General features: G+C 61.8%; 14 protein-coding genes and 2 pseudogenes. 10 read left to right on the top strand and 6 right to left on the bottom strand.

What is annotated here, in order from left to right; translation table 11 throughout:
* Window positions 1–299: 299 nt before the first annotated feature.
* Window positions 300–1,016 (bottom strand): GntR family transcriptional regulator, encoded by a 717-nt coding sequence (locus FKP22_RS01675; RefSeq protein WP_141284552.1) that lies wholly within the window; start codon window positions 1,014–1,016, stop codon window positions 300–302.
* 308 nt (window positions 1,017–1,324) lie between these two features.
* Between FKP22_RS01675 and FKP22_RS01670 the strand changes: the two genes are divergently transcribed.
* Complete coding sequence (locus FKP22_RS01670) at window positions 1,325–2,602, top strand: Rieske 2Fe-2S domain-containing protein (RefSeq protein WP_170200694.1); 1,278 nt, start codon at window positions 1,325–1,327, stop codon at window positions 2,600–2,602.
* Window positions 2,603–2,692: 90 nt separating this feature from the next.
* Entirely contained in the window at window positions 2,693–3,652 is a 960-nt protein-coding gene (locus tag FKP22_RS01665; RefSeq protein ID WP_141284548.1) for a PDR/VanB family oxidoreductase, read from the top strand.
* A gap of 46 nt (window positions 3,653–3,698) precedes the next feature.
* On the opposite strand, the pseudogene FKP22_RS01660 reads toward FKP22_RS01665, so the two are convergent.
* Window positions 3,699–4,525, bottom strand: a pseudogene (locus tag FKP22_RS01660) (transposase family protein); the annotation flags it as partial.
* Between the two features lie 263 nt (window positions 4,526–4,788).
* Here FKP22_RS01660 and FKP22_RS33645 point away from each other — a divergent pair.
* Window positions 4,789–5,061 (top strand): IS66 family transposase, encoded by a 273-nt coding sequence (locus tag FKP22_RS33645; protein ID WP_310733301.1) that lies wholly within the window; start codon window positions 4,789–4,791, stop codon window positions 5,059–5,061.
* Window positions 5,062–5,163: 102 nt separating this feature from the next.
* On the opposite strand, the gene FKP22_RS34320 is transcribed toward FKP22_RS33645, so the two are convergent.
* Entirely contained in the window at window positions 5,164–5,445 is a 282-nt protein-coding gene (locus tag FKP22_RS34320; protein ID WP_310733300.1) for a hypothetical protein, read from the bottom strand.
* Complete coding sequence (locus FKP22_RS01640; RefSeq protein ID WP_310733299.1) at window positions 5,420–5,926, bottom strand: alcohol dehydrogenase catalytic domain-containing protein; 507 nt, start codon at window positions 5,924–5,926, stop codon at window positions 5,420–5,422. The genes FKP22_RS34320 and FKP22_RS01640 overlap by 26 nt, the downstream gene beginning before the upstream one ends.
* Before the next feature lie 185 nt (window positions 5,927–6,111).
* Here FKP22_RS01640 and FKP22_RS01635 point away from each other — a divergent pair, with 185 nt between their 5' ends.
* The 7 genes from FKP22_RS01635 to FKP22_RS01605 all read left to right on the top strand — a co-directional run bounded on the left by FKP22_RS01635 (window position 6,112) and on the right by FKP22_RS01605 (window position 16,210).
* Window positions 6,112–7,779 (top strand): bifunctional 3-(3-hydroxy-phenyl)propionate/3-hydroxycinnamic acid hydroxylase, encoded by a 1,668-nt coding sequence (locus FKP22_RS01635; RefSeq protein WP_141284543.1) that lies wholly within the window; start codon window positions 6,112–6,114, stop codon window positions 7,777–7,779.
* Window positions 7,776–10,211: an efflux RND transporter permease subunit gene (locus tag FKP22_RS01630; protein ID WP_141284541.1), complete on the top strand. Its 2,436-nt coding sequence runs from the start codon at window positions 7,776–7,778 to the stop codon at window positions 10,209–10,211. Before FKP22_RS01635 ends, FKP22_RS01630 begins: the two co-directional genes overlap by 4 nt.
* A 78-nt stretch (window positions 10,212–10,289) precedes the next feature.
* The gene (locus FKP22_RS01625; RefSeq protein WP_141284539.1) at window positions 10,290–10,667 is read left to right on the top strand and encodes a nuclear transport factor 2 family protein; all 378 of its coding nucleotides are present in this window, start codon (window positions 10,290–10,292) and stop codon (window positions 10,665–10,667) included.
* A gap of 191 nt (window positions 10,668–10,858) precedes the next feature.
* On the top strand, window positions 10,859–12,517 hold the full coding sequence (locus FKP22_RS01620; RefSeq protein ID WP_141284537.1) for a DUF1302 domain-containing protein: 1,659 nt from the start codon (window positions 10,859–10,861) through the stop codon (window positions 12,515–12,517).
* A 17-nt stretch (window positions 12,518–12,534) separates the two neighbouring features.
* Window positions 12,535–13,899: a DUF1329 domain-containing protein gene (locus tag FKP22_RS01615; protein WP_141284535.1), complete on the top strand. Its 1,365-nt coding sequence runs from the start codon at window positions 12,535–12,537 to the stop codon at window positions 13,897–13,899.
* A 52-nt stretch (window positions 13,900–13,951) separates the two neighbouring features.
* Entirely contained in the window at window positions 13,952–15,049 is a 1,098-nt protein-coding gene (locus FKP22_RS01610) for a WD40/YVTN/BNR-like repeat-containing protein (RefSeq protein ID WP_211361270.1), read from the top strand.
* Between the two features lie 45 nt (window positions 15,050–15,094).
* Window positions 15,095–16,210 (top strand): alcohol dehydrogenase catalytic domain-containing protein, encoded by a 1,116-nt coding sequence (locus tag FKP22_RS01605; protein ID WP_211361269.1) that lies wholly within the window; start codon window positions 15,095–15,097, stop codon window positions 16,208–16,210.
* Window positions 16,211–16,451: 241 nt separating this feature from the next.
* Here FKP22_RS01605 and FKP22_RS01600 read toward each other — a convergent pair.
* Window positions 16,452–16,670, bottom strand: a pseudogene (locus tag FKP22_RS01600) (integrase core domain-containing protein); the annotation flags it as partial.
* 52 nt (window positions 16,671–16,722) lie between these two features.
* A complete protein-coding gene (gene tnpC / locus FKP22_RS01595) occupies window positions 16,723–18,207 on the bottom strand; it encodes an IS66 family transposase (RefSeq protein WP_141284554.1) in 1,485 nt (494 codons plus the stop codon).
* Between the last annotated feature and the right edge of the window lie 56 nt (window positions 18,208–18,263).

Below are 18,263 nucleotides of genomic sequence, written 5' to 3'. Positions count from 1 at the left end.
AACCCGATCGTCGCTCAGGCATAAGGGGCGATGACCCCGTTCCTGGTGCACGCTCTCTGCCGACAGTGCCGACGATGAATCGCCGTTCCCGCAGCCATCGTCGCGCACCGCCTGGTGCGCCGCAGTACCGCGTAGCACGGGTGTGGGCGGTGGACCAGACCGTACCTCTGATCCGCCTCTGGCTGCAGGCGCACGGAGCGCGCATCGCAGTGGTGCGGTCTGATCACCACGTGTCGGCACTCTGCGCCGCTGAAGAGCTACCGGGACTACTTGAGCGCTTGAGGCGGCGCGGCCAGTGATCAATGCGGGCCGCTATTGCCGGCCGCCAGCGTGCGAAGCGCGGTCGTTACGTTGCGCTCGGTGCTGCGAATGTGCTGCTCCAGCAGTGCCAGCGCTTGAACCTCGTCGCGTGCCAAAACTGCGTTGAACAGTCGCTGGTGCTCGTTGTTCTTCGCACGGTGAGTGGTGCGGAGTCGCGCGGAGAAACGGCGGAACCGCTCAGCCTGGTCGAACAGGCCGTCGACCATCTCCGTGAGCAGCGGCGAGGTGCAGCCGCTGTATATGGCTAAGTGGAAGGCGCGGTGGCGCGAGGTCCATTCGTCGTCGAGAACCACCGGGCCGGTGCCCAGGCGTTTCTCGACAAGCGACAGTGCGTGTAAAGCGGCAACTAGACCGGCTTCCCAGCGGTCGTCGCCGTGGCGCATCGCGTCGCGCAATGCTTCGCATTCCACCAGCAGACGCACCCGGGTCAGGTCGGTGATGCCCTCAATCGACAGTGGGGCCACACGGAAGCCGCGATGTTCCAGCGTACGGACGAACCCCTGTTGCACCAAACGATTGAGCGCTTCTCTCAGTGGACTGCTCGAGAACCCGTACCGACGCTGCAGTTCCTCAACCCGCAACCGTTGGCCGGGCTCGAACTCGCAGCGGATTAACGAACGCCGCAAGGCCTCGTAGGCCTGTTCGACCAACGGGGCTTCCGGCGGCGCGGACGCGATGGGGGCATCGTTTCTCATTCACGAGATTTTGCCAGAGACCTTGCTTGCGAACAATCGATTTTTGTGCACACTATTCCGGAACCGCACAAAAAAGCATGCAGCTGGGCTGCTGGGCGAGGCGACAGCTGCACCGCGGCATGCGTTAGTACAAGCCCTAAGGTGTCGCCCATAGAAATGTGTGAACATCTTTTCTGTGCACAAAAGTGCAGAACATGGAAATTAAGGGCGCTCCGGATCGCGCGGGCTGCTTCACGACAAGTGGATCGCGACGTTCTTTGATGCGCTCTTGCATTATTTTGGTCGCTGCTCAAACGAAGGATCCTCGCATGACAATGCAAGCAAACCACGACACTGATGGTCGCGCCTATGGCCATATTGCGGGAAAGCCAGACGAAGACTTGGTTCGCTGCGGGCCCGGAACGAAAGGTGGCGAACTGCTTCGCCGGTATTGGCAGCCAATCGCCATGGCCGAAGATGCGACGTCTCGCCCGAAGCTGATCAAGGCGCTCGGCGAGGAGCTGGTGCTGTTCCGGAGCGCGGAGGGGGAAGTGGGTCTCCTTTATCCTCGTTGCGCGCATCGCGGCACGTCGCTGCTTTATGGGAAGGTCGAAGAAAAGGGGATCCGGTGCTGCTATCACGGATGGCTCTTCAGCCCGTGCGGAACGTGTCTGGAAACGCCTTGCGAGCCGAGCAGTGACACGAAGAACCGGGTCCGTCAGCCCTGGTATCCCGTGGTGGAGAAGTTCGGCATGGTGTTCGCCTACATGGGCCCCCCGGCGGAGCAGCCCGAGTTTCCGACCATTTCCCTTGAACTGGACATGCAGGAGGGGGAGTACCTGGTTGCGAAGGAAAACACTTCGGGACCCAACGGGCCACACCCGAAGATCGCGGCCAGCAACGACTATAACTGGTTCCAGTTGTTTGACAACTTCGCAGACCCGTTCCATGTCGCGATCACACATTACGCGATCAACGGTATGCAGTTCACCGAGAGCTTCGGCATCATGCCGGAAGTGGAGACCAAGTACACCGACGACGGCGTGGTGAACCGCTCTCTACGTCGTCTGCCAGATGGGCGTCTCCATCAGCGGATCGCCCAAGTGATCATGCCGAACCTGCATTGCACCCCTGGCGTGACCGACGAGGATATGTCCTATTCGAGCATCGGTTGGCTCGTGCCGGCGGACGACACCAGCTATCGCCACTACGTGCTCTATCGCATGGGACCGAACAACGATGCCATCGCGAACCTTGAATTGTTGGGTTTCTTGAAGGACAACTGGGGCCCCAAGCATGGCAGGCCGTTCCGCGAATGGTCGCTTGAAGATCATCAGAACTGGCAGACTGACTACGCTTCTCAAAAGGGGCAGGGCGACATCACGCTGCATTCGGAAGAGCATCTCACTGTGCCTGATACCGCAATTGGCATGGCGCGCCGGATGTTCAAGAAGCAGGGGCTCGCGGTGGCGAGCGGCAAGAGCCCCGTCGGTGCAGGTGCCGGCGTCAAGCGACTCATCGAAGTCAAGTCTGGTAACGCGTTTCTGGATCCTCAAACGCACAAGATGATTAAAGGAATCACGCCTGAGTGGGACAGCATAGGCTGAGTTGGTTTTCGGTGATTTGATTTCATAGCCGACTCACAGGAGGGCAGATGCTCTGCCCTTCGGTGTATCGGCATTGAAGAGCGGAGTTTCATGACGTTTACATTATCCGTTGCTGCCATCAGAGCGGAAGCCCTCGACATTATTTCGGTGGAGCTGCGCTCTCACGACGGCAAGGACTTGTCGCCGTTCGAACCCGGTGCTCATTTAGAGATCGACGTTCTGCAGTCCGGAGGGGGTAGACACCTCGTTCGCCATTACTCGATCTGCAATGACAGTGCGGAGGCGGACCGCTACGTCATTGCGGTGGCGCGGGCGGCCGCAAGTCGTGGCGGCTCTGCGGCTTTGCACGACCTCGTGAAGGTTGGCACATCGGTCAACGTCCGGGCTCTGCGTAACAACTTCCCGCTCACCCGCGAGGCGGCCTCTTACCGCTTCATCGCCGGTGGCATCGGCATCACGCCGATCCTGTCAATGATTCGATGGTGCATAGCAGCCGGAAAAGCGTGGTCGCTGCTGTATTGCGTTCGATCGAAGGTGCGCGCCGCATTCTTCGAGGAACTGAATGGCATGGGCGAGTCGGTGCGATTCCATTTCGACGACGAGTCCGGCCTGCCCAATCTGCAGGCGGAGCTCTCAGACCCGAAGCCGGGGGAGCACGTTTACTGCTGCGGACCTTCCCCGTTGATGAAGGCGGTCGAGAGCCTCTGCTTGAACCGTGACCCGGACACTGTTCACTTCGAATGGTTCAGCGCCGACGCGTCGAACGTCCACCAGGCCGAGCCGGCGGAGTTTGAGGTGGTCTTGAAGAGGAGCGGCTTGCGCCTTTCGATTCCTGAGGACCGGTCGGTGTTGGACGTTCTAGATGCGAATGGCGTGGTTGTGGCCAATTCATGCCGCGAGGGCATCTGCGGAGCGTGCGAGACCGCCGTCTGCGGAGGCGTCGTCGATCATCGCGACCATGTCTTGACGAAGGCGGAGCGTGCAGCCGGTCAGAGCATGATGGTGTGCGTCTCCCGAGCGATGTCGCCGGTGCTAGAGCTCGATTTGTAAATCGGCCATCATTGCATTGCTGATGCTTCTCTGCCAATCTGACTCGGCGGCCGCGGTGGCGCGTCTGCCCCTGCGCATGCAGCACGCGCTGGAAGGTCGACTCGCTGGCGATGTAGACGCCCTCGTCGGCCAGCGTTGGCACGATGCGCGCGGGCGGCAGGTCGGCAAAGCGCGGCTCGTTGGCCACGCTCAGGATCTGCGCGCGCTCGGCTTCGCTCAGCGCGTGGCTGGGCATCGGCCGCACCGCGTTTGGCCTGCCATCACCCGATTCCAGGCCTTGGTGCGCCTTCCAGCGCTGCAGCGTGCGTGCCGTGATGCCGACGATCCCGCAGGCCTGGTGCAACCGCGCGCCCGCCTTGCGGGCCACTTCGATGTCTCGGGCATGTTCCTGGCGATCTTCGAGGCCGATCATTCGTCCTCGCCCTGCGTGTTCCTTTTGAAGATCGCCTCGCATTTTTTGAGAGCACCAGCAGTGCTGCCGTCTCCGCCAGGGCCTTGTCCTTGCGACGCACTTCGCGCTCGAGTTCTTTGATGCGACGCCTGTCTTCCTTGGTCTGTGAGGGGCTCGCGCGCGCCTCCTCGGGCGCTGCCAGCGCCTGCGTCGCACTGGCCCTCCACTGCTGCAACTGCTGCAGGTACACGCCGTTCTCGCGACACCACGCGCTGCGCGTGGCCTCGTCCATGGCAGCGGTGGCGATCACCGCCTCGAACCGCGCTGCGGCCGTCCAGACCCGTCCTTGACCGGCCTGGACAACGACTCCGAGCGCCAGCGCTCCAGCGTGTCCACCCCGACGCCAATCTCACGCGCCACCGCTTCCGGCGATGCATGCGCGCTACCGCCCGGTCCTTGAATGCTTGTCCGTATCGAGCCAACTCGTTCTCTCTGCGCCCCCGGGTTCATGGTTCTACGGAGGCGACAAGTATTCTGACGCGGGGGGCCATGCGCCAGGCACTGTGGGCCGCCTACGGGCCACAGATACAGCAGGCGTGGCGCGAACAACTCATGCCCGACCAGGCACCGCCTGAGTTCGATCCCGACGAGCCGTTCTAGCCCATCGCACCGGCCATGCCCAAAGGCATCGGCCACACACCCAGACCCACCCCATCAGGACCTGTGCGCAGGTTCTGATTCCGTTGTGCGCCCAGCATGGGCGCACTCTTGCGGGTGCAAGTCCCGCCGTAAGTTGATCACGACGAACGAAGTGAAGCGCAACTGCACGAGGGTGGCTTGCTGGGCGCACTGCCGACGCTACTTCCACGACGCTCTGCAGGCGCTGCCCAAGAGCCAGCGCGGACCGGATCAACTGGCCCCACGGTTCAACACTGCGCCCATGGCCGTTCTGGTGTGCCCGCCGGAATTGGGCGTCTCCTCGGCCAGCACGCATGCCGTGGGGGCAATGTCTGAATGACTGCACCAGGCGCAAGATCGCCTGGCCCTGTAGGAGCCGAACAATCCGCTGCCGGGTTTGCAAGCCGCGGACGCCAGCGAACCTTGCGGCCGCCGGCTGAGATCAGGGATTGATCACGTAGTTGCTGAACCCGCCGTTTCGGTTCGTGATTCCGGCGATAGCTTCGTTGACGCGGTCGAGTGGGAACTTGACCTGTTCGAAGATCGATAGGTCGAGCAGGCCACGAGCCGCCATGTCGGCCATGTCCTCACCTTCCGTGGCGGTAAACCAAAGCGATCCGCTCAAAGACTGCTGGCAATCCATCATCGTGTGGATGTCGATTGGGAGCGCTCCCGCGATCGCGCCGATGTCAACCGCTTTACCGCCTCGCTTGAGCGCACGCATCCCTTGCAGAATTACCTCGTGCGGAGCGCCCGGGCACAAGCGAGTACTGCGGCGCCGTCATGTACTCGGCCAGCCCGCCGTAGGGGTAATCCTTGAAGATCGCGAGCGACTTTTCGGAGAAGCCAAAGTAGCCGTTGAACGTGTAGTACGTGCAGTTGATGTGGTCCCCGGCGCGACAGGCTCTGCAACCGCCGCAGTAGCGGCCGGGGTTCACGTAAACGCGATCGCCCGCCTTCCACGCATGGACTTGGCGGCCCACCGCGACGATTTCGCCGGCCGGATCGAGCCCGAAGATCGCGGGCAACGGCGGCTGTGGTCGTTCGGGGAACCAGGTTGGCCAGTTGGCGAGGATGTTCGCGAGGTTGGGCACGATGCCGCAAGACCGTACCCGGACGAGCACGTCATTCGGTCCGGGATCCGGGCGCGGTACCTCTTCGATGCGCATCGATTCGCCTACGGCGTGCAGGCGTGCGGCCTTCATGGTGCTCACTCTCGTCTCCGGCTACATCTGATTGCAAAGTAATGCACAAAACCAGATTCGTGCATATTTAAGCAGCGATGAAAGCCTTGCGCATCCGGGTTTCCACTGGGAATGAGGACCTGGGAAAATCTATGCACTCGACATATCTTTGTGCACAATCTAGCCTTCGAAGGTGTTAGGTCCACATGAATAGCGCAGATGTCATTGTCGTTGGGTTAGGTCCTACAGGTGCCGTGCTGTCGGCTTTGCTGGCTCAGCGGGGTATGACCGTCGCGGCTTTCGATCGGATGCCTGACCTGTTTCCTCTGCCGCGCGCCATCGGTTTCGACCACGAAGTGATGCGTGTGATGCAGGAGCTCGGCATTGCAAGCCGCGTGCTGACGCATGCGGCGCCCTATAGGCCCAGCCAATATCGTGGCGTTGAAGGTCAGTTGATAAAGCAGCTCGACACGGAGCCTCCGCCGCATCGGCTCGGCTGGGCGCCCAATTACGTCTTTGATCAACCCGCCTTCGAGCGCGAGATCCGTGGACGTCTGAGCGAGCTGGCCGGCGTGCGTGTGTTCCTCTCTTGCCAGGTGCTGTCGCATACGCAGAGCCGGGAGGGTGTCGAGGTTGAGGTGCAGAACGCCGACGGGGAAATCGAACAATGGATGGCTCGTTATCTGGTCGCATGCGACGGTGGCTCCAGTCCCATCCGCAAGGCCTTGGGCATCAAGCTGGAAGACCTTGCCTTCGATGAGCATTGGTTAGTTGTCGATGCCGATGTTCATGACCACAAAATCGCAGATCTGCCGACAACGCAAGTCCAGTACTGCGAGCCCGAGAGGCCATGCACCTTCGTGGTCGGGCCCGGTAATCACCGCCGTTGGGAGGTGATGTTGCTCGAGGTCGACAGCCTCTCGAGCGACTTTCCGCCCGATCAGCTATGGCCGTTACTGTCGCGCTGGATCAAGCCGGGAGACGCGGAATTGCGGCGCGCAGCAGCCTATCGCTTCCACGGTCTGGTGGCCGAACAGTGGCGCAAGGGCCGCGTGCTATTGGCGGGCGATGCTGCGCACATGACGCCTCCATTCATGGCGCAGGGCATGGTTCAGGGGATCCGGGATGCTCACGGACTGGCTTGGCGTCTCCAAAGAGTGCTGTCCGGAGCCTCGACTGATCGTCTTCTCGACGACTATGGGGTAGAACGGCGTCCGCACGTGACGGCGACCACCCGCGCGGCTATCCAGCTTGGGCGTGTGATCTGTGAGCGCGATCCCGTCAAGGCACGTTCCCGCGATGCGCGGATGCTGGCCGAGCAGGGCGGGGTGGTGAAAACGACCTTTCGCCAGTCGATGATTCCGCCGCTGCGAGACGGACTGATCGCCACAGGGACGCCGGGCGCCGGCGAACCGCTTCCCCAGCCGACCGTCATCACGCCGGGTGGAGTGTCGAAGCTGCTGGACGACATCACCGGTGCGTGCTTCCGCATCGTCGTGACCGAACGGCTCACCGACGACGAAGCCGGCGCGGTGGCCGTGATGGCGGCAGCGCTCAAGGGCTGTGCGGTCTTCGTCGGTCCGGACGCGAAACGCCATGCCGGCCTGGGCTTTTCGGTTGAAGAGGAGACTCCGCTCTTGCAAGCCTGGCTGCACGGTCTCGGTGCCGACGTCGCCATCGTCCGACCGGACCATTACGTGTACGGCACAGCTGCTGGGGTTGAAGCCGGACTCGCGCTGGTTGACCAATTGCGCGAACGAATTAAGAACAAGAACTGCGGCGATCCTGGAAGCGTTACCACGCCGTGCGAACCAGAGCGAGAGCACCCGCCTTTGACTCTGCAGATCCAACCCGCGACTACGAGTACTCCGTGAATCCTGCCTCCCTCTCCGACACGCCCGGCCAAATTCAGCGGCTGGAAGACTTCGATCCTCGGTCCGGCTCGCTCATCGAGCGTGCGCTCTTCAATCACCGGCGGATCGTGCTGATCCTTTGCCTCATCTTCACCGTGGTGTTCGGGTTCCAGGCCACCAAGCTGCAACTGAACGCCAGTTTCGAGAAGACGATCCCGACCTCGCATCCGTACATCGTCAACTTCCTGTCGCACAAAGAAGACTTGACGGGACTTGAGAATGTTGTGCGGGTCGCCGTAGTCAATAAGCGCGGAACGGTCTTTGACAAGGACTATCTCTCGAAGCTTGCAAAGATCAACGACGAGGTGTTTCTGCTCCCGGGGGTCGACCGGTCGTTCATGAAGTCGATGGTTACCTCGAACGTCCGATGGTCGGCAGTGACAGAAGACGGGGTGGACGGCGGCGCCGTGATTCCGGAAGACTATGACGGCTCGGAGCGCACACTTCAGCAGGTGCGGCTGAACGTGGAACGCTCCGGCGAGATTGGCCAGCTGGTTGCGGCCGACTTCCGTTCCTCCATCATCTTCGTGCCGCTGCTCGACAAGGATCCGCAGACCGCAAAAAAGCTCGACTACCGGAAGTTCTCCGAGGGTCTCGAAGAGATCCGGGCGAAGTACCAGGACGAGGCGACCGACCTGCACATCACCGGATTCGCCAAGGTCGTGGGCGACCTGATTGCGGGTTTGCGCGAAGTGCTTCGGTACTTCGCCGTAGCCATCGGCATCGCGACGGGAATGATCTATTGGTTCAATCGCGACGTGCGTAGCACGTTGCTGGTAATGGCCAGCTCGCTGGTTGCGGTTGTTTGGCAGTTGGGGGCGTTGCCAACGTTGGGATACGAGCTCAACCCCTACTCGGTGCTGGTGCCGTTTCTCGTTTTCGCCATAGGCATGAGCCATGGGGCACAGAAGATGAACGGGATCATGCAGGACATCGGGAGAGGCGTGCACAAGCTTGTTGCGGCACGATTCACCTTCCGACGTCTGTTCATGGCGGGCCTGACCGCGCTGCTCGCCGACGCTGTCGGATTCGCCGTGTTGCTGGTCATCGACATTCCGGTGATCAAGGAGCTTGCGGTGGCGGCGAGCATCGGCGTGGCGATGCTCATTTTCACCAACTTGATCCTCCTTCCCATTCTGCTGAGCTACACCGGGGTCAGCCTCTCGGCTGCTCACCGCAGCCTGCGCACCGAACATGCGGATCGAGACAGCGGCGGCGCAGCGAAGCACCGTCTGTGGCGCTGGCTCGATGCGTTCACCCAGCGACGCGCCGCAGCCGCGGCGATAGTCGCAGCGGTCGTCCTGGCGGTGGGGGGGGTCGCGGTCTCTACCCAGCTCAAGATCGGTGATCTTGACGCGGGGGCGCCCGAGCTGCGTCCCGATTCCCGCTACAACAAGGACAACGCGTACATCTCGGCCAACTACGCCGCCAGTTCCGACATCCTGGTCGTGATGGTTCCCACTGAACCGGACCGATGCGGAGCATATGGCACCTTGGCCAAGGTCGACCGCCTGGCGTGGCAGATCGAGCAACTGACCGGCGTCGAATCCACCAACTCCATGGCCATGCTGTCGAAGTTTTCCATGGTCGGGTTCAATGAAGGCGCGTTCAAGTGGTATGAGTTGATCCCCAATGAGGGAGCAATCGGGGCCGTGCAGACGCGTGCACCTCGCGAGTTGCTGAACCAGGGGTGCTCGCTGCTGTCGCTCTACGTTTACCTCAAGGACCACAAGGCGGAGACGCTCAGCCGTGTCGTCGCCGAGGTGGAGGCGTATGCCAAAGCGAACGACACACCGGAGGCCAAGTTCGTGCTCGCTGCTGGCGGCGCAGGGATCGAGGCCGCTACGAACATCGTTGTGAAGCAAGCGTGGACGCAAATGCTGCTGTTGGTCTATGCGGCCGTCACGATCCTCTGCTTTCTGACGTTCCGGTCCTGGCGCGCCGTCTTGGTGGCCGTCCTACCGTTGATGCTGACCTCGGTCTTGGCAGAGGCATTGATGGTGAAGTTGAACATGGGCGTCAAGGTCGCGACGCTCCCGGTCATCGCCCTGGGCGTGGGTATCGGTGTCGACTACGCGCTCTACATCCTCAGTGTGACGCTGCAGCAGTTGCGCCAGGGCAGCAGCCTGTCGACGGCCTACTACAAGGCATTGCTGTTTACCGGCAAGGTCGTTCTGCTGACGGGTTTCACGCTGGCGGTCGGCGTCCTGACGTGGTCCTTCTCGGACATCAAGTTCCAGGCCGATATGGGCATCCTCCTGGCCTTCATGTTCCTCTGGAACATGCTCGGAGCGCTCATTCTCATTCCTGCGCTTTCGCATTTCTTGCTTCGAAAGTCGACGACTGCTGCCAACCGGGAGCCGCAGGCGTCCCTCATGAAGGCGGTTGGTTGAGCGGCCCTGCGTCGATCTATTGACACCGCTAGCGTGCGGCGAGAACGGTCGCCAACCCAACTTTCTGGAGAAAACGATATGACTGGGAAACAAGAGATTCTGGCGCTCGATCAACGCCGTCGACGCGCAATGATCGAGGCCGACCTGTCCTCCCTTGAGGGGCTCTTCAATGACGAGCTGTTATGGATTCACGGCAATGGGCGCATCGACTCCAAGCTTGGCATTCTGAACACCATCGGTTCTGGCAAGACCAAGTACCGATCCATCGAATGCAGCGATGAGTCCGTCCGCTTGTTTGGAAGCGTCGCAGCGGTGAGCGGTGTCGCCGATATGCAGGTAGAGATCGCAGGCGAGAAACGGACCCTCAACAACCGGTTCACCATCCTGTGGGCCCAACAATCAGACGGGCTGTGGCAGGTGGTCAACTGGCAGTCAACGAGCTTGCCCAAGGCTTGATACCACTGGGTGACAGCGGCCCTCCGTGGCGTATCGGGTTCCTACCGACTGCTCTTTATGCATAAAGATAGATAATATGCATGAGACAGGTGGTCGCTGGAGATCGGCGGCGTGACGTGACTGCCGTGAGGCAGTGTTTTGGGAACGCCGCTGATCCAGGACTCCCTCAGTACCAAGCAAATGGAGACAAGATGAAGAATGGCGAGTACATCCGCAGAGTCGAAGACGCGCGGGTGGCGGTCTTTCCGAAGGCAATCGTGATCGCATGCGCGGCGGCGGCCTCTGGCGTTCACGCTTTCTCGTTTGATACCGGTAGTCCGGATGTCAAGCTGCGGTGGGATAACACCTTCAAGTACAGCGCTGCGACCCGTCTGAAGGAGCGCTCCAACGTCATCATGGAAGACGCGGGCGGCGACGACGGCGACCGCAACTTCGCAAGGGGACTGATTTCCAATCGGCTCGACATCTTTTCCGAGCTGGATGCTTCGTACAAGAACGTTGGCGTTCGGCTGAGCGGCGCAGCGTGGTACGACACCGTCTACAACAGCAAGAACGACAACAACAGTCCTGCTACGAGCAACAACGTCAGCGTTCCATATAACGAATTCACGCGGGAGACTCGTAACCGCATGGGCCGCAAAGGGGAGCTACTCGATGCGTTCGGTTTCGTCAACGGATCTGTCGCTGACATGAAAGGGACCTTGCGACTGGGACGACACTCCCTCGTTTTCGGAGAAAGCCTGTTCTTCGGTCAGAACGGAATCGCCAATGCACAGGGCCCGCTTGATCTTGTCAAGCTTGTGAGTGTACCGAGCAGTCAGTTCAAGGAGGTGTTGAGGCCGGTCAATCAGGTGTCGGGACAACTGCAGATTTCCCCCGTCCTGTCGATCGGCGCCTATTACCAGTTTGAGTGGAAGGAATCCATTCTGCCGCCAGCCGGCAGTTACCTCAGCACGCTCGATTTCGTCGGCGAAGGGGGGGAGCGGTTGGGGCCGTGGCCGCGCGGCGCGGATATCAAGCCGCGCAACAGTGGTCAGGGCGGTATTCAACTGCGCTACCGCGCCAGCTCCATCGACACCGAATTCGGTCTTTACGCTGTGCGCTATCACGATAAGACGCCGCAGATCTACCTCACCACTGACTTCACGACGCCGCAAATCCCGGGGTTGGGCACGCCCCACAACTTCGTGAACGTCTATCCGGAAGGGATCCAGACCTACGGCGCGAGCGCAAGCACGGTGCTCGGTGAACTGAACCTCGCGGGCGAGGTCTCGGTGCGGAACAACGCGCCGCTCGTCGGCGACGCGGCGCTAGTTCAGTACAACGCAGGGGCCGACAACGTCCATAACCCAGCTTACCCCGTCGGCAAGACGGCGCATGCCCAGGTGTCTGGCATTTATTCCATGGGCCCCGGGACCCTGTGGCAAGGGGCCTTCCTCCTGGCCGAGGTGGCGTGGAACCGCACACTCAGCATCACGCGCAATTCCGGTGCGCTGGACCCGAACACGACGCGGGACGCCTTGGCGTTGCGAATATTGTTCACGCCGTCCTATTACCAAGTCCTGCCAGGGCTCGATTTGAGTCTGCCGATCGGCCTAGGCTACAACCCCAAGGGCCGATCTTCTGCGGTCTTCGGTTTCAATGGCGGCGTCGAGCACGGCGGCGATATCTCCATCGGCCTGACGGGCGAGTATGAAAGCGTCTGGACGTTCGGGATCAACTACGTGAAGTACTTGGGCAAAGAGTCTACCTATCTCTCTCCTCCCAATTCGAACTCCGCAGTGCTGTCTTACGGACAGAGCCTGAAGGATCGCGACTTTCTGTCGCTGAACATCAAGCGCACCTTCTGATTGACAACGAGGTTTGTATGAAGAATTCCCTTTCATTGATTGCGCGAACGGCGCTGGCAACTGCGGTTGTGGTTGGCTCTGGGTCTGTCTGGGCTGCGGTCTCAGCCGACGAGGCTGCCAAGTTGAAGTCAACGCTAACGCCAATGGGCGCGGAAAAGTCGGGCAACAAAGATGGCTCCATCCCTGCCTGGGACGGCGGCTTCAGCAAGGTACCTGCCGGCTACAAGCAGGGGCAGCCGCGTCCGGATTTTTTTGCGTCGGAAAAGCCGTTGTACTCGGTGACTTCCAAGAACATTGATCAGTACGCGGATAAGCTTAGCGAGGTCACGAAGGCGATGCTGAAGAAGCATCCGGACTATCGCCTGGATGTCTATCCGACGCACCGCACCGCCTCTGCGCCGCAGTTGGTCTACGACAATATTTTCAAGAATGCCACGCGCGCGAAGACGTTTCAGGAGGGCGACAGCATTGAAGGCGCTTTTGGCGGTATTCCGTTTCCCATTCCTAAAGATGGCTCCGAGGCCATGTGGAATAGCCGAATGGCATGGGCCGGTGAAGATGCGCAGGGACAGTACACGACCTGGGTTGTTACCGGCCAAGGCAAGCGCATCATGGCGACGAAGTACGATGAATGGTTTGCCAATCCGTATTACTACAAGGATGGCGCAGCGAGTAACTTCGACGGACAGTACTACAAAACGAAGGTGCTGACCCTGGAGCCGGCTTCGAAGGCAGGCGAGGCATTGCTCGCCTGGCAGGCTTTCGAAAGCGAAAAGGGCTCTGCGTGGCAGTACCTGGTGGGCCAGCGGCGCGTGCGGCGGTCTCCGTCGGTCGGTTATGACACGCCGAACTTCATCACCTCTGGCATCGGCCTGTTCGACGAGGCATTCGGTGCTGCGGGAGCGCTGAGTCGACACAACTTAAAGTTGGTCGGTAAACAGGAGATGCTGGTTCCCTACAACAACAATAAGGCAGCGGCTGCGTCGCCTGAAGAACTCGTTCAGCCAAACTTTCTGAACCCCAGCCTCGTGCGGTGGGAACTGCACCGCGTGTGGGTGGTGGAAGCGACTCTGCGCGAGGGCAAACGGCACGTCGTGCCCAAGCGAACATACTATCTCGACGAGGACACCTGGTGCGTTCTGCTGACGGATGGTTGGGATGCCAAGGGCTCGCTGTGGCGCGGGTACTTTTCGCTGACCCTGCTAGCGCCCGACATCCCCGCGCTGCTTGGCAATCTGGTCAATTGGGGCGGCTACAACGTCCAGACGGGCGAGTATTACCTCAGCGTTTCCACGCTCGGGTCGCCTCGGCAGTACGAGGTCACCAGCCGTCGTCCGCCTGAATTTTTCTCCCCGGATTCCCTCACAGAAGGTGCGCGATGACCGATTTGCATCAGCCCCTCTGGGGGGCGGGCGTTATTGCGACCCTTGTGCGATGCCCGGTGGCTGGATTGTTTTTTTCGGTGTTTCTGGTGTTGTCATGCGTCGTCGGTTTCTGAAGTTGCTCACGGCTGGTGCGTGGGCGGGGATGTCGCTGGCGCGGGCCGCGTCCTTGCCCCGCTTCGATGTCCTGCAACAACCGGCACTCGCAACCCGCAAGGCGGCGAGTGCGGCCCTTCTCGCAGTGACACGGTCCGGAAACCGCCTAGTGGCCGTAGGCGAACGGGGCATCGTGCTGCTGTCGGACGACGAGGGCGTGAGTTGGCGCCAAGCCCGTGTTCCGGTTAGTGTCTCGCTGACGGCCGTCCAGTTCGTGGACAACCACACGGGCTGGGCCGTCGGGCATCTCGGGGTGGTCCTGCGGACCGGTGACAACGGAGAAACCTGGACTGTTCAGTTCGACGGAATCCGGGCCGCAGCACTTGCGGCCAAAGCCGCAACCGACGCAGGCCAGGCCGCTGTCGCAAGCCGGTTGCTGGAGGACGGCCCGGACAAGCCGTTCTTGGACCTGTATTTCCAGGACAAGAACGTGGGGTGGGTGATCGGCGCCTACAACCTCGCATTCCTCACCAACGATGGTGGGAGTTCCTGGGAGTGCGTGATGCCGCGCTTGCCCAACCCGAAAGGACTGCATCTCTACGCGGTGCGTGAGGTCGGTCGTTCGATCTACATCACGGGCGAGCAAGGTCTGCTGCTTCGATCGGATGACCATGGGCAGCACTTTGAAGCGCTGCAGGCGCCCTCCAAAGGCTCGTACTTCGGTCTAGTCTCCGGCCAGAAAGGCGAACTGGTGCTGTATGGCCTGAGGGGTCGTGTCTTCGTATCCCGGGATGCGGCCGGTACCTGGAGCGAAGTGCCCACAGGAAGCGCTGCATCGATCAGCGCAGGCCTCGCGCTTGACAACGGGTCGCTGCTCCTCGCTTCTCAGGCGGGCGAGCTGTTGATGAGCCAGGATGATGGCAAGAGCTTCCGTGCGGTTTCAAATCCGACGGGATTGCCCATTACCGCGATGGCGCTAGGGCGTAATGGTGCATTGGTGGCGACCAGCTTGCGCGGCGTGCAGCGCCTCAGCCTTCGTTCGGCCTTGACTTGATCCAAGTGCCACCTTCACTGACTTTGAACCAATTGAGAGACATAGATGAATGAAAAGCTGATGAGAGCAGCGCGGCTGCACGAGCTGGACGGCCGTTTTCAAATTGATCGCATTCCAGTGCCCGAACCGCGTCCCACCGACGTGCTGGTCAAGGTGGCGGCGGCGGGCTTGGTGCACAACTTGCGCAATGTGCTGACGATATACCCTAAGGTGGCGCCGTTTCTGCCGCTGCCCAAGCTCCCGGCGATCTTCGGGTTGGACACCACCGGGGTGGTTGCAAGCGTCGGCTCGTTGGTGAAGACCGACGTTAAGGTGGGCGACCGCGTCTACGTCAATCCAGGCCTTTCATGCGGTTCGTGCGAAGCATGTCGCAGGGCCGACCCGACCAACTGTCGGAATTTCACCTTCATGGGGTATTTCGGCTTCGGCCCCGAATCGCAGAACCAGTACGACGCTTATCCGTACGGCGGTTTCTCTGAATACGCTACCTGTCCGGTCGGCAACGTCGTCAAGCTTCCCGACAACCTGTCCTTCGAGCAGGCGTCTCGTTTTGGCTATCTCGGCACAGCCTACGCTGGCCTTCGCAAGGCAAACTTCAAGCCTGGCCAGCGCCTCCTTGTTAACGGCGGGACAGGGACGCTCGGTGTCGGTGCGGTGCTGCTTGGGCTCGCCATGGGCGCATCGAAGGTCTTTGCCACGGGCCGGGATCCGCATCGGCTTGAAAAGCTGCGCCAGCTGGACCCTCACCGGATCGTCCCAGTGTCGAGCAGGGACGGCACCGTTGCCGCACAGGCAATGGAGGCCACTGGCGGGAACGGTGTCGATGCGATGCTGGAGGCTCTGGCCCCGGGGGCTCCAGCCTCCAGCGTGATGGATGCCTTCCACTCGCTTCGTCATGGCGGCGTCGCGGTGAACGTCGGTGGCGTGTCCGAAGCGCTCGCGGTGGATGCCGGCTACTTGATGATCACGCAGCGATCGCTGGTCGGTTCGCTGTGGTTCACCACGAGCGAAGGCCAGGACATGGCGCAGATGGTTGAAGCCGGCACGCTGGATCTCAGCGTCTTCGAACACAAGGTCTATTCCTTGGAAGAGGTGAACACTGCCCTGGTCGAAGTCGATGGGCGCGACGGGGGGTTCACGAACTTCGTCGTCCGTCCGTGACGCGGTGTGGCGGGGAGTGAGAAGGCTCCCTTGGGCCCGGCTGGCGACCCGGGCCCAGCGATCTTGCAGGACTTTGAGAGGCTTTCGCTTCGCGTCCAGCCTGACGAGCTGATGCGCAACTGCGGCGACATGACCGCCGCGTGTGACCTGCCCCCTTCAGCCGTACCAGTGATTCGTCAGGGGTCCTGGGGTTGAAGGTCAATGGATCTGGGGGGGGCGCGTGGCGAGCAGCGTCGCCGACTTCTTGGCGCAGTTGCTCGGCATACCGGGCTGGCGGCACGCGGCCAATGCTGCTGTGAGGCCGCACCTCGTTGTAGTCCCGGCGCCAGGCCGCGATCTCTGAGCGTGCTTGCCGCAGGTTCTCGAACCAGTGCTCGTTGAGACACTCGTCTCGGAACTTGCCGTTGAAGCTCTCGATGTAGCCGTTCTGTATGGCCCGGCCCGGCTCGATGAGGGTAAGCGGTCAATGAACCGCGTCCTTGCCCCTGCGGCAATGGCGAGGCAGGCGCCGCTCAGTCTGTGGTCAGGTCGATGCGCCAGGGCAGCAGCGTCGCGTAGTCGTCGGCCGTCCTGGCCATCGGCAGGGCCTTGAACAGCGAGCGCAGGTAGCGGTAGCCGTCGATGCCGTTGACCCGGCAGGTCTGCAGCAACGAGTACAGGTTCGCACTGGCGTGGGCGCCGGCCACGGTGTCGGAGAACAACCAGTTGCGCCGGCCCACGCAGAACGGCCGGATGGCGTTCTCTTGCACGTTGTTGTCGATGCTGTAGCGCCCGTCCTCGACGTAGCGCTTGAGCTTGTGCCACTGCCCGGCCGTGTAGTGCAGCGCCTTGCCCAGCAAGCTCTGGGGCAGCACGCTGTGCAGGTTGGCCAGCAGCAGTTGTTCGATGTCCTGGAGCACCAGTGCGCTGTCGTGCTGGCGTCGCCGTGTGCGCTCGGCCGGGTCCGCGCCATCGCGCTTGGCCTGGGCCTCGACGTGATACAGCTTGCCGATCAGCGCGATGAAGCGTGCTGCCAGTTGGTCTGGTCCGCGCTGGTTCTTGGGGCATGCCTGCAAAGCGTCGTGGAAGTAGCGCCGGCAGTGCGCCCAGCAAGCCAGGTGAACGAGACCTTGCGCCTGAGCCACCCTGTCGTAGACGTCATAGCCGTCGGTCATCAGCACCGCACCGGCACGGATGCCGGCGTACAAGGTCATCGCGTTGGCCGCCGAGCGGCTGGGCGAGTAGCTGAACAGCCGGATCGGCGGCCCGGTGCCGTCGCGGCCCGAGCCGTCGGTCATCTGCGCCCAGACGTAGCTCTTGGCCTGTGCGCTGCGCCCGGGCTCCTTGAGCACCTGCAGTTCGGTCTCGTCGCCGAACACCAGTGGTGCGTCCAGCAGTTCGTCGCGCAGCAGGTTCACCACCGGCTGCACGGCCTGGCCCACCCGCACGATGCTGCCGGCCAAGGTGTTGCGCGAGATGTCGGTGCCGCCGAAGCGGCCCAGCAGCGCCGCCTGGCGGTACAGCGGCAGCCCGTCGAGGTACTTCGCCTGCGGGATGATGTCGAGTTGCTCGGTGGCCTCTACGCCGATCTCGCGCAAGGCCGCGCCGTCGTGCGGGCACACGCGCTCGCCCTCGGGCAGTTCGTGGCGCACCACCTCGCGCGGCAGCGCCGGGTCCAGCGGCTTGCGCCCGCGCTTGGCGCGCTGGTGGCCGGGCACGTCGACCTTGTCGGCGTCAGGGATCTCTTCGGCAGCCGGCTCGGCCTGCGCCCCCAGGCTCTCGGCCTCGTCGAAGAACATGTCCTTCTGGTGCTGGCCGGTGACCTCGCTGCTGGCGGCGAACAGCTGGCGCTTGAACTTGTTGAGCTGTTCCTTGAGCAGGTCCCGCTCGGTGCGCACGATGCGCAGCTCCCCGGTGGTCGTGCGCAGCTCACCAGCCAAGGCTTCGTTGTGCTGGCGCGCATCGGCCAGCGCCTGCTGCAGGGCGTTGAACTGTTCGAGGGTGGGCATGTTGACCATCTGCCCGGCAGTGTCCCAGCCCATGGTCGGCTACGCCATTCGGATGTGCCGCAATG

This window comes from Ideonella azotifigens, assembly GCF_006519715.1.
Lineage (GTDB): Bacteria > Pseudomonadota > Gammaproteobacteria > Burkholderiales > Burkholderiaceae_C > Ideonella > Ideonella azotifigens.
This window is presented reverse-complemented; position numbering and strand designations above follow the sequence as displayed.